13 protein-coding genes and 1 pseudogene are annotated in these 11,807 nt (G+C 61.4%); 9 read left to right on the forward strand and 5 right to left on the reverse strand.

What is annotated here, in order from left to right:
- Positions 1-78: 78 nt before the first annotated feature.
- The 3 genes from OIU37_RS05305 to OIU37_RS05315 are packed head-to-tail and all read left to right on the forward strand — an operon-like array spanning position 79 to position 2,701.
- On the forward strand, positions 79-1,098 hold the full coding sequence (locus OIU37_RS05305; RefSeq protein WP_240603017.1) for an ATP-binding cassette domain-containing protein: 1,020 nt from the start codon (positions 79-81) through the stop codon (positions 1,096-1,098).
- Positions 1,095-1,895, forward strand: a complete 801-nt coding sequence (locus tag OIU37_RS05310) for an ABC-2 family transporter protein (protein ID WP_264256298.1) — start codon at positions 1,095-1,097, stop codon at positions 1,893-1,895. The genes OIU37_RS05305 and OIU37_RS05310 overlap by 4 nt, the downstream gene beginning before the upstream one ends.
- A gap of 2 nt (positions 1,896-1,897) precedes the next feature.
- Positions 1,898-2,701 carry an ABC transporter permease gene (locus OIU37_RS05315; protein WP_264256300.1) on the forward strand — a complete coding sequence of 268 codons (804 nt, stop codon included), beginning with the start codon at positions 1,898-1,900 and terminating at the stop codon, positions 2,699-2,701.
- A 25-nt stretch (positions 2,702-2,726) separates the two neighbouring features.
- Here OIU37_RS05315 and OIU37_RS05320 read toward each other — a convergent pair whose 3' ends face one another.
- Positions 2,727-3,248 (reverse strand): helix-turn-helix domain-containing protein, encoded by a 522-nt coding sequence (locus tag OIU37_RS05320; protein ID WP_182209329.1) that lies wholly within the window; start codon positions 3,246-3,248, stop codon positions 2,727-2,729.
- 90 nt (positions 3,249-3,338) lie between these two features.
- Between OIU37_RS05320 and OIU37_RS05325 the strand changes: the two genes are divergently transcribed.
- A complete protein-coding gene (locus OIU37_RS05325) occupies positions 3,339-3,980 on the forward strand; it encodes a dihydrofolate reductase family protein (protein WP_171602896.1) in 642 nt (213 codons plus the stop codon).
- A 279-nt stretch (positions 3,981-4,259) separates the two neighbouring features.
- A complete protein-coding gene (locus OIU37_RS05330; RefSeq protein ID WP_240603015.1) occupies positions 4,260-4,463 on the forward strand; it encodes a hypothetical protein in 204 nt (67 codons plus the stop codon).
- Positions 4,464-4,737: 274 nt separating this feature from the next.
- Here OIU37_RS05330 and OIU37_RS05335 read toward each other — a convergent pair whose 3' ends face one another.
- Entirely contained in the window at positions 4,738-5,358 is a 621-nt protein-coding gene (locus OIU37_RS05335) for a TetR/AcrR family transcriptional regulator (protein ID WP_264256306.1), read from the reverse strand.
- Between the two features lie 135 nt (positions 5,359-5,493).
- On the opposite strand from OIU37_RS05335, the gene OIU37_RS05340 reads away from it, so the two are divergent.
- Positions 5,494-6,525 (forward strand): aldo/keto reductase, encoded by a 1,032-nt coding sequence (locus tag OIU37_RS05340; RefSeq protein WP_264256307.1) that lies wholly within the window; start codon positions 5,494-5,496, stop codon positions 6,523-6,525.
- Between the two features lie 279 nt (positions 6,526-6,804).
- Here OIU37_RS05340 and OIU37_RS05345 read toward each other — a convergent pair whose 3' ends face one another.
- Positions 6,805-7,680, reverse strand: a complete 876-nt coding sequence (locus tag OIU37_RS05345; protein WP_264256309.1) for a helix-turn-helix domain-containing GNAT family N-acetyltransferase — start codon at positions 7,678-7,680, stop codon at positions 6,805-6,807.
- 62 nt (positions 7,681-7,742) lie between these two features.
- On the opposite strand from OIU37_RS05345, the gene OIU37_RS05350 reads away from it, so the two are divergent.
- On the forward strand, positions 7,743-8,636 hold the full coding sequence (locus tag OIU37_RS05350) for a hypothetical protein (protein ID WP_264256311.1): 894 nt from the start codon (positions 7,743-7,745) through the stop codon (positions 8,634-8,636).
- A 517-nt stretch (positions 8,637-9,153) separates the two neighbouring features.
- Here OIU37_RS05350 and OIU37_RS05355 read toward each other — a convergent pair.
- A complete protein-coding gene (locus OIU37_RS05355) occupies positions 9,154-9,621 on the reverse strand; it encodes an Lrp/AsnC family transcriptional regulator (RefSeq protein WP_171602904.1) in 468 nt (155 codons plus the stop codon).
- 124 nt (positions 9,622-9,745) lie between these two features.
- On the opposite strand from OIU37_RS05355, the gene OIU37_RS05360 reads away from it, so the two are divergent.
- Entirely contained in the window at positions 9,746-10,957 is a 1,212-nt protein-coding gene (locus tag OIU37_RS05360; protein ID WP_264256313.1) for an argininosuccinate synthase, read from the forward strand.
- Positions 10,958-11,210: 253 nt separating this feature from the next.
- On the forward strand, positions 11,211-11,384 hold the full coding sequence (locus tag OIU37_RS05365; RefSeq protein ID WP_164735915.1) for a hypothetical protein: 174 nt from the start codon (positions 11,211-11,213) through the stop codon (positions 11,382-11,384).
- Positions 11,385-11,545: 161 nt separating this feature from the next.
- Here OIU37_RS05365 and OIU37_RS05370 read toward each other — a convergent pair.
- Positions 11,546-11,674: pseudogene (locus OIU37_RS05370) on the reverse strand (VOC family protein); the annotation flags it as partial.
- Positions 11,675-11,807: the final 133 nt, after the last annotated feature.

Raw genomic sequence — 11,807 nt, forward strand, 5'->3', positions numbered from 1 at the left:
TTGCTTGAACTGGCCGAGCCCCGCGTTAGCCTGGATGCTGCTGCCGAATCGGCTGGAACCACCCTCGAGGAAATACATATGACGGCTTTGATCGAGGCGCGGGACGTCAGCAAACGCTTCCGGCAGCACAAGAGATTTCCGGGTCTGCTGGGTGCGCTGAAGACGTTGGTGACCAACGAATATACGGAAGTTCTGGCCGTTTCCGACATCGGTTTCGACATTGCGGCAGGCGAAGCCGTTGGCTATCTCGGCCCGAATGGCGCCGGCAAATCGACGATGATCAAGATGATGACCGGCATTTTGGTGCCGAGCGCCGGCACGCTTTCGGTACTCGGCCGAACGCCCCATCTGAAGCGAATGGACAATGCCCGCGAGATCGGCGTCGTTTTCGGCCAGCGCAGCCAGCTGTGGTGGGACCTGCCACTGGTCGACAGTTTTACCTTGCACCAGCGCATCTACGACATCCCCGCCGCCCGTTATGCGGATAATCTCCGACGTTTCAGCGAGTTGCTGGACTTGACGCCCTTTCTCGACCGCGCGGTGCGCCAGCTCAGCCTCGGTCAGCGCATGCGCGCCGAGATCGTGATGTCGCTGCTGCACGACCCCAAGATCCTCTTTCTGGACGAGCCGACCATCGGGCTTGATGTGGTCGCCAAGGATGCCGTGCGGCGTTTTCTCGCCGAGATCAACCGTGAGCGCGGCGTCACCATCATCCTCACCACCCATGATCTGCAGGACATCGAGACCATCTGCCCGCGGCTGATCATGGTCGATCACAGCAGGCTCATCTTCGACGGTGAGTTGAAGAGCCTGCGCGCGGCATTGGGCTCGGCTCGGCGGCTGACACTCGAATTTGCCAGCGACCCCGGACCGCTGTCGTTGCGCACCGCGACCCTCGTCAGCGACGAAGGCTTGCGCAAGAACTATCTCATCGAGCGTGAAGACATATCGCTGGTCGCAATCCTGTCGGAGGTGGGCAGCGGGCGCGGCCTCAAGGATGTGGCGCTGCATGAGCCCGACATCGAAGAGGTCATCCGCACCTTCTACCAGCGCCGCAACGCCGACCAGCGTGGCAATGCCAAGGCCCGGGCATCATGAGCGCCTATTTCGCCTTCGCGCGCAGTGCCTTCCATTCGCAGCTCGCCTACCGCAACGAAGTATGGGCCAACATCTTCGGCAAACTCGTGCAGGTCTTCGCGCGTGTCGCCATCTGGCAGGCGGCCTATGCCGGCCTCGGCGCAATCGTGGTCGACGGGGTCTCCCTGCAGCAGATGGTGACCTATGCCCTGCTCGGCGGCGCCGTGATGGGCGCAACCCGCCCTGAAAGGATCATCGGCGAAATCGGCCGGTCGCTGAAGACGGGCGATATCGCGGTTTGGCTGCTCAAGCCCTTGTCCTATCCGCTCTATCTCTTCGCCAACGAATGCGGCAGTTTCGGCTATCGCCTGATGACCCAGGTCATTCCGACCGTCGCCTTCACCGCGTTGTTTTACGGCATGCTGCCGCCGGCAAGCCTGTTCGATGGCCTGATGTTCATCGCCTTCTGGGCGCTGTCCTTTACGCTGCTGTTCCTGATGTCGGCGCTCTTCGGCCTCGTCGCCTTCTGGCTGATGACGAGCTTCTCACTGGACTGGATCCTGGGCGCCCTGCTGCAATTGTTCTCGGGCCTGCTGATACCGTTCTGGTTCTTCCCCGAACCGCTGGCCACGATTGCCCGCCACCTGCCCTTCGCCTGGGTGGTCTATTATCCCAATGCCGTCTATCTCGGCAGGCTGTCCGCGGCCGATGTCTGGCTGCATCTCGGCCTGGGCCTTGCCTGGGCCGCGCTGTTCCTCGCCGGCGTCCTCTGGCTGTGGCGCTGCGCCTCCACCCGCATCACCGTGCAGGGAGGCTGATCGTGCTTATTCATCACCTTCGCGTCCTGCCGCTGCTGGTGCGGATGCATGTCCGCTCCCAGATGGAATATCGCGGTGCCTTCTGGCTCGACCGTCTTGCGCAGATCCTTTCCTATGGCAGCGTCTTCGCCACCATCGGCATTCTGCTCGCCCGCTTCGATACGCTCGGCGGCTGGACCTGGCCGGAGTTGGCGCTGCTGTTCAGCTTCCAGCTGCTGGCTTACTCGCTCGGCGCCGCAATGAGCTTCGTGCAATTGCGCGACCTCGAAGAACTGGTGCGGCTCGGCACTTTCGACACGCTGTTGGTCAAGCCTTTCAGCCCCTGGGCCTATCTGGTTTTTTCTGGCCTCAATATCGGCTATGCCGGCCACGTCATCCTGGCGGTGGTGCTGATGGGTTGGGCCGTTCTGTCCGTCGACTTCACCTGGTCGGTCTGGTCCGCGTCATTCTTCATTGCTGCGCTTATCAGCGCGACGCTGCTGACGGGTGCGCTCATCACCATGATCGGCGCCACGGCGCTGATCTGGGTGCGGTCCAACCACCTGTTCTCGATCTTCTTCGGGTTTTGGGAATTGACCCGCTACCCGCTCAATATTTTTCCGGGCGGCATCCAGACCATCCTCATCACCGCAGTCCCGCTGGCCCTCACCAGTTCTGTTCCCGTCGGCGCCCTGCTCGGCAAACCCATCCCGATCCTCGGGGACTGGGCCGGGCCCGTGGCTCTCGTGGCCGGCCCAGTCTGGGTGTTGATATCAATCGCTCACTGGCGGTATGCCACCGGCAAGTACCAGGGCGCTGGCGGCTGATTAGGCGGACTGATCTTCCTGGATATCAGGATGCCTGCGACAACGATCTCGCGCGGACCTCGAGGAACGCAGCCGTCAGCTTCGCCAGCACCGGCGAGGTGCATGTGCCGTTGGCGCCACCGATTGGATCGGCGATGTGGATCTGCCGGAGATCCTCCATGAACTCGTCCCACAGCGGCGGCCCGCCTTCTTCGAGAAGCTGCGCTCGAATGCTCAACTCCTCGCTTGCAGGCAGATGCCGTCGTCCCCAGGCGCCGATCATCGCAAAGACGGGCACGAGTTGGATCGCTGGCTCCGCCAGGCTGTAGATCGCTTTCTGGCTGTGGCTCGGGTCGTCCCGCTTGCTGATGAACCCGAGCGAGAGCAGACGCTTCAGCCTGGCGGCCAGAATGTTGGAGGCAATTCCCTCCTCCGAATGGGTCAGGAGATCGCGGAAATGGCGGCGGTTGCCGAACATGATGTCCCTGATGATGATGAGGCTCCACCGATCGCCCAGCACTTCCATCGTCAGGTTGATCGGGCAGCCCGACCTCAGTTCAATATCCACGAATTCTCTCCTTAAAACTGGTTGCAATATAGGATCACTTATGCGACAACGCAACTAGTTTCGGTCCGCAATCAGATGGAGGAGAGCAGCATGTCCAAAGTGCGTGTCGCAGCATTTTCCCTTTCCGTGGATGGTTTCGGCGCCGGGCCGGAGCAAAGCATGACCGATCCGCTGGGCAAGCGGGGAACGGAGATGTTCGAATGGTTTTTCCGTACCCGCACCTTCCGCGCGATGATCGGAAAGGACGGCGGTTCTGAAGGCGTCGACGAGGGTTATGCGGCCCGCGGCATGGCCAATTTCGGCGCCTTCATTCTCGGGCGCAACATGTTCGGCCCCATCCGCGGCGAGTGGCCGGATGACGTCTGGAAAGGCTGGTGGGGGCCGAACCCGCCCTATCACGCGCCGACCTATATCCTGACGCATTATCCCCGCGAACCGATTGTCATGGAAGGCGGCACGACGTTTCACTTCGTCACCGGCGGCGTCGAGGAAGCGCTTGATAAGGCGAAGGCCGCGGCCGGCGGCAAGGATGTGAAAATCGGCGGCGGCGTCAGCACCGTCCGCCAATATCTGCAGGCCGGCCTGATCGACGAACTGCATTTCGCCATCTCCCCCGTCGTCCTCGGCAAGGGCGAAGCAATGTTCACAGGCATCGACCTCCCGGCCCTCGGCTTCCGCGTCGCCGAGCATGTCGCAACCGAACACGCTACGCATATCGTGCTGGCGAAATAAACGAGCCCGGTCGATATCTTAGGCGCTTTCAGGTGGAATACCTTGTCCGCATTGAAGGCGTCCGCAACATCAAGACGGAAATCCCGATGCAGAAGATCCAGCAATCCTGGCAGGTACCGCTCTGACGGCCGCCTGTCGGGATCGTTCGGCTCTCACCAAACTGTGTCAAAATGGCCGTGGTATTGCTGTGGAATGGGCGTAGAGTAAACGCCATCGGATCATCGACGCGACCGCTTGAGAGACCATAGGTGCTCTTGCCGCTTCATGGAGGGTACGAAGTTGCTCCTGTCCCTCATCTCACTGAATGATGATGAAATAACCATCGTCACCGATGCCGTTCGGCAATGGTGCTGCCAGAGGAAGCTCGACATCGACAGCATCGAAGGACGCCACGCCATTACCGTCGCCGTCGATCTCGTCCAGATGAACACCGACCGCGACAAGCTTTTTGCCGAGATGTCAAAGCAACTGGACCACCTGTAGAACCCTACTCCATCCATCGAACGACCACAGCTGCGATGACAGGCGGATGGGATGCAGCGCTTTCGCTTACCACTCCCCTCGCGCCGCCGCCCTGAGCACCACGAGCACGGGCACAACAGAGCGCAGCCGGCCAGTCCCAAGCTGTTCGAGGTAGGCACAGAACATACCGGCCATGGCGTCTGCATAGGCTAGGATCTAGCGCTTTGGGGGTAGGCCCGTTGTCCGGCCGAGCGCGCGTGCCGGCCGGGCAATGGCGCGTTTCATTGTCGGAGCGTCACCGCTGTACAGCGCCGTAGCGCAGCCCGTCGACCAGCAGGGAAACCATACGCCGGGCATGTTCTGACCCTTGGGCGTAGGCGTGCATGCTGAGGCTTGCTGCCGCATTCAAAAGATCCTCGGCGGCGATATCGGTGCGGACCTCGCCGGCGGCAGCGGCAGCGTCGAGAAGCGAGCGAAGGGCCGGCTGCAGCCGCTGCTGGAAGTAGGCGGGCAAGGCATCGAAGGCGGGGTTGCCGGAGTGCAGGGCCGCCGCAAGCCCGCGCTTTGCCGCGATGAAATCCACGAAACGCTGCATCCATCTGGCCAGCGCCTCGCCCGGCGCATGTTCGGCGGCAAGGATCAGCGCGGCGTCGGCGCAGGCGTCGATTTCGCGGCGGAAGACGGCGACGACGAGGTCGGAACGCTCGGGAAAATGCCGGTAAACGGTGCCGATGCCGACGCCGGCCTTCTCCGCGATCTCACGCACCGGAGCATCAACGCCGGAGGTCGCAAACACCGTCAATGCCGCCTGAAGCAGCCCGTCGAGATTGCGCTTGGCGTCGGCGCGCACGCGCCTGTCCGCGCTTTCCCCGGACTTCAGGCCGTCCTCCTGCTCTTGTCTGGCGTCGCTCATCATTCACTCACTTGCAAAACGGAACATTGTTCCGTATATAAACGGAATTCGGTTCCGTTTATGCAAATTAACACAGCGCGGCGGTGTTGGCCACATCGATGCGCACGAAGTCCGCCTCCCCAATAAAAGGAACAGACCATGCAATACCGCACGCTTGGAAGAACCGGCATCAAGGTCAGCCCCTATTGCCTCGGCGCGATGATGTTTGGCTCTGCCGGTAATCCCGACCACGAGGATTCGATCCGGATCATCCACAAGGCTCTCGATGCCGGCATCAACTTCATCGACACCGCCGATATCTACAGCCGCGGCGAATCCGAGGAGATCGTCGGCAAGGCGCTCAAGGGCCGGCGCGACGACGTCGTGCTCGCCACCAAGGCGCATCTGCCGATGGGCGACGACCCAAACCGACAGGGCAATTCGCGCCGCTGGCTGATCCACGCAGTCGAGGATTCGCTCCGTCGCCTGCAGACCGACCATATCGATCTCTACCTAATCCACCGGCCGGCGCCCGATACCGATATCGAGGAGACGCTATCGGCCCTCACCGACCTGATACGGACGGGCAAGGTGCGCGCCGTGGGATCGTCGACCTTCCCCGTCTCGGAGATTATCGAGGCGCAATGGGTTTCCGAGCGCCGCGGGCTGGCACGTTTCCGCGCCGAGCAGCCGCCCTATTCGATCCTCAACCGCGGCATCGAACGTGAGGTTCTGCCCGCCTGCGAGCGTTACGGAATGGGCGCGATGGTGTGGAGCCCGCTGGCGATGGGCATGCTCACAGGCAAATATCGCAAGGGCGCACCGCAACCCGACAGCGCCCGCGCCAAGCGCTTCCCCAGGCAGATGAACGACGAGCGCCGGCTGGACGCGGTCGAACGACTCATCCCGCTCGCGCAGCAGGCAGGTCTTTCGCTGGCGCACATGGCGATGGCTTTCACCATCGCCCATCCCGCCGTCACCTCGGCGATCATCGGCCCGCGCACGATGGAGCACTTCGACGATCTGCTTGCGGGCGCCGGGGTGAGCTTGACGGACGAAATCCTCGACCGGATTGACGCGATCGTCCCGCCCGGCACCGACACCGGCCCGCTGGAGGTGGCCTATAACCCGCTTGCGGTGACGCAGCCCAACCTGCGCCGCCGTCCGATAACGGAGCGCTTCGCCGCCTGATCCTCAGGGGTGAGGCCCGGTCCTGCAAAGCAGGAGCGATCGATCCAGTGAATCGATCGCAGAGCCGAACGCCCTGAGCCAAGCGAAGGGCCGGGCTGCAGCGCCTCACCTCCCTCATTCCTGTGCCTGTCACAGGAATCCAGCCACGGCGCGTCTGCGCCGTGAATGACTCCCATCCAAGCAACAACTCTCGTGCGCCCAAGGACTTGGGCGCACACGATTCCTGTGACGAGCACAGGAATAACGGAGGAGAAGTGAGCAGCACAAAGCCCCCTGCGTTTAAAGGCGTTTCTCAAAGAACGTGTCCGGGTATGGATCGTCATTGAAACGGTCGATCTCACTCCAGCCGGTTCCGCGATAAAGCTGCGTTGCCTCGGGCAGCGCGCTATTCGTATCCAGACGCAGGAGCTTGATGGATAGTTCGCGGGCGATGTTCTCCGCGGCTGTCATAAGGCGCGTTGCGAGCCCAAGGCCACGCGCGGATGGGGCAACCCAGAGCCTTTTGATCTCCGCGACCTCGCCGCCATTACCCTTCAGCCCGACACAGCCGATCGGCAGGCCATCCGACATGGCCACCAGGAACGCACCGCGCGGACGGATCATATCCTTGGCGTCTGGATCGCGAGAAAGCGATACATCGAAACCCTTCTCGAAGCGGCGTGCGAGTTCGCCGTAGTATTCGCGCAGACAATAGCTGGCGTCCTCGTGTCGCGGGTCTTTCTCCTCGAGCACGATCTGCTCACGTCTCAGCGAAGAAGCGACGATATCCATGGCGCGCAGCAGTTCGTCCGGGCGACGATGGCGCGCCAGAAACGATTTCGCCTGCGCATTGGAAAGCGCTTCATAAGCCTGAAACTCAGAACGGCCGGTTTCGGTCAGCCTGGCAACGCGGCGACGCGCGTCCTGAGGGTTCGGCACCGTCTCGATGAGACCCTCCTCTTCCAGACTGCGCAGCAGGCGACTCATCAAGCCGGAGTCGAGACCGAGATAATCGCGGATCACCGCAACATCCGATTGGCCCCGGCCGATCGAATTGAGAACGCGGGCAGCACCCAGCGGACGGCCGCGCCCGAGGAAAGACGTATCGAGAGCGCCGACTTCGGAGGTGACGGCACGGTTGAAGCGACGGACGCGAGAGACAGGATCGTAGGTCATATTGTCTGACTTTAGTCAGATAATTGATCCTGTCAATTCAAGGCACTTCAGGGGACGCGCAAATGAGCCGCGCACTCCACCATCCGCCTTGCGCGCCACCATCCCCTCGCTTATGGGAATGGCAACGTCCCCAAGGCCTTCCCGTGTTCCGTTTTGCTCTCCACGCCCTGATCGTTCTCGTTCTGACGTTGCTGACGCAGATCGGCGGCATCGCCTATCTCGTGGCGCTGGCCGCCTCACGCGCCTGGGGCTTACGGCGATTTCTGCCCAAGCTTGCGATCTTCCTGCTTTGCTATGCTGGCGCCACCTTTACCGCGACCTTCGCCGCGCCGATCTTCGGGCGGGTTCCCCTCTCCTGCCTCGCCGACGCCGCGGACCGGCTCGTGGTCCGCTCCCCGATCTATTGCCTGCTGAACCGCAACTACGTCACACCCGAGGTGCACGATCTGGCAAAGGCGCTTGCCGCCCACATGGACAGGGAATTTCCTGGAACCGTCACCGTCGCGCTGGATGCGAATTTTCCCTTCGTGAGAGGCTTTCCGCTGCTGCCGCATCTGTCGCATGCCGACGGAAAAAAGCTGGACTTCGCCTATTATTACAGGGATGTGGACGGCGCCTTCCTGAATGGCGCCACCCGCTCCCCGATCGGCTATTTCGCCTTCGAGCAACCCGCCCCCGGCGACGAACTGCCATGCGAAGGGCGCAACGACTGGCTCACAACCCGCTGGGATTTCAATGTGCTGCAGCCTCTGTTTCCGGCCTATCGCATCGAGGAGCAGCGCACATCGGCCGCGATCGGCTGGTTGACGAGCGAAGGTGTGACGCGCTTCGGCCTGCAAAAGATCTTCATCGAGCCGCATCTGAAGAACGCGCTCGGCATCACCGACAGCCATATCCGCTTTCAAGGCTGCCGCGCCGCCCGCCATGACGACCATATTCATATCCAGGTCGAGTAACCCTCTCGCCGGCCCTCTTGCCCAGACCCTCAGGATCGGCGGTTTGTCCGCCAAACGCGGATGCAACCATTACCGCCATTACAAAAAGTTTGGAGAGGGCGCTTCCCACTCTCAGCGGATCGCACCTTGGGATGAGGCTCATTTCGACGCTGGTGCGGCATCACCCAACGTATCTATTGGAAGTGCGGCATCCTACAACGTCCCTTATCCTTGTACGCGCAGCCCGAAGGGCGAAGCCTCGAAGGACACGCCGCAGCACTGCATCCATCAAACGCCGGAACACCTGCCACGCCGGGCGGCAGGGAGGGCAAGTGGCGCTGCATGCCGATATCGCCGGATGAGACGCCGGTGGCCGGCCCCGTCCTTCGAGGCCCCTCCGGGGCACCTCAGGACGAGGCCGGAGGGAGGGTCGTACGACCCCGCAAGCCGCGATGATCCTGCTCCTGGTCACCGGCCTCGTCTGGCTGGCAAGGAACCGGAACACCTCTCCCTCGGGATAAGGATCGAGCCACGACGCCTATCGCAACGGCAGTTCGTAGCTCCGCTTCAGCGTCTCCATCGGCACGTCGGTCTTGACGCTGAGGACGCTCGGGATGCGCGTCAGGTGATCGGCCTGAAAACGCCAGTAACTATGCAGATCGGCGGTGACGATCCGAAGCACGGCGTCGCACTCCCCTGTCGTCAGGTAGCATTCCATCACCTCGGGAAACCGCCTGACCGCTTCGGCGAACCGGAGCGTGACCTCGGCATCCTGGGTCTTGAACCACACGCGGGCAAAAACCGTCAGCCCCGCCCCGACTTTTGCAGGGTCCAGCACGGCGACGTAGCGATCGATGATCCCGGCCTCTTCCAGCAGCCGCACGCGACGCAGGCACGGTGACGGTGAAAGGCCTACCTCCTTCGCCAGATCGACGTTCGAAATGCGCCCGTCACGTTGAAGCACGCGCAGGATATGGCGGTCGATCGGATCCAAAGTGACTGGCATTTCATAGCTCCAACCCGTGCCGCAATGGCATGATATGCTAAACTTTCGCATTTTTACGGACGCTTCGCAAGCTCATTGCGTAGGACTTGGCCTATCGTTCCAGCATCGAGATGGAGATGGGTTGATGACGAAGATAGAGAAAATTGTGCTTTCCTATTCGGGCGGGCTGGATACCTCGATCATCCTCAAATGGTTGCAGGAGACCTACGGATGCGAGGTCGTGACGTTCACCGCCGATCTCGGCCAGGGCGAGGAACTCGAGCCGGCACGAGCAAAGGCGGAGATGTCAGGGATCAAGGACATCCGCATCGTCGATCTGCGCGAGGAGTTCGTCAGCGATTTCGTCTTTCCGATGCTGCGGGCGAACGCGCTCTATGAGGGGCAATATCTGCTGGGCAGTTCCATCGCACGGCCGCTGATTGCCAAGCATCTGGTCGGCATAGCCCAGGAGGTTGGCGCGGATGCCATTGCCCACGGCGCGACGGGCAAGGGCAATGATCAGGTCCGGTTCGAGCTGGCCGTCAATGCACTCGATCCGTCGCTTAAGGTCATTGCTCCCTGGCGCCAATGGAACATCCGCTCCCGTACGCAGCTTCTGGAATATGCCGAGAAGCATCGGATCCCGGTGCCAGGCGACAAACGCGGCGAGGCGCCGTTCTCGATCGACGCCAACCTGCTGCACACCTCGACCGAAGGCAAGATTCTCGAAAATCCGGCGGAGGTCGCGCCCGATTATGTCTATCAGCGCACGGTTGATCCGCTCGATGCGCCTGACGCCCCCGAGATCATCACCATTGGTTTCGAGGGAGGTGATCCGGTTTCCCTGAACGGAACGGCAATGACACCGGCCGCATTGCTGAGCGAACTCAATGGACTGGGCGGCCGGCATGGCATCGGGCGGCTCGATCTGGTCGAAAACCGCTTCATCGGCATGAAGTCGAGGGGAATATATGAGACGCCCGGAGGCACGATCCTCCTCGCCGCGCATCGCGGCATTGAATCGATCACGCTCGATCGCGCCGCGGCGCATCTGAAGGATGAGATCATGCCCCGCTACGCCGAGCTCATCTACAACGGCTTCTGGTTCGCGCCGGAGCGGGAAATGCTGCAAGCCTTGATCGACCAAAGCCAGGCTTTCGTCAGCGGCGAAGTGACGCTCAGGCTCTACAAGGGAAGCGCCTCGGTCATCTCGCGCACCTCTCCCTGGTCACTCTATTCAGCCGACCTCGTCACCTTCGAGGAAAGCCCGGTCGCCTACGATCATCATGACGCCGAAGGTTTCATCAGGCTTAACGGCTTGCGGCTTAAGAGTTGGGCAGCCCGCAACGGCAGATGACCGGCCGATCTTAGGTCAGCGCACTTCGCGCTCACGACACTGCAAACGCCTTCCCCTCAGCACTTCGCCCGGCGGAAACCGGACGAAACGAGCCGGTTAGGATGGAGAAGCGCGACCAATTTCAAACGATTTTAAAACAGCAACTCGAAAGTTAATCGATTTTAATTTTATCGTTAAAATTTTCTTGTTGCGACGCAAAAGAATTTAGACATTAATTGTTGCGGATGCTCAGTTTATTCGTTGGAGAACTCGCATGACTGTGACATTTCCGTTAACCGAAAAGCGCGACCCCGAGACATTGCTGAAACACTTGACGTTGCACAAGCTAAGCGTTCCGGGAAACTGCGTCGTGTCGCTCAAAGCCAACGTCGCCCACGTCTCATCCTCCCATACGACCGCGCTCGGCACCGCCCGTACCGCCTGGTAGGGATCGAGGCGGCACTCTCCAACTCCCTCCGCCTCGAAGGACGCGCGAAACGCCGCTTCTTGCCAGTCGGACGCCTGAGCGTCCGCCTGCGGCGCCGATCCCCATGCCGGGGCAAATAGGAACATTCCCCGAAACATCGGAGAACGGCAATCGAGCTGACCTCAGCCGTTGCAGACGACAGCAACCTTGTTCCCAGCCGGGTCACGCATATAAGCGGAATACCAGTTCGGCCCGTAATGCGGACGTAGACCAGATGCGCCCTCATCCGTTCCCCCATCGGTCATCGCAGCTTACTGGCAGTTTCGCGAAAATCATCGCAGCAGACGGTGATTGCCGTGTCCGCAAAAATTCCTATTCTGCGCATTGCCGATAGCGATGAAACCTCGGCGCACCCCACGACTGCGACAGGAATCTGGATCACAT

The organism is Rhizobium sp. BT-226 (genome assembly GCF_025847085.2).
Lineage (GTDB): Bacteria > Pseudomonadota > Alphaproteobacteria > Rhizobiales > Rhizobiaceae > Rhizobium > Rhizobium sophorae.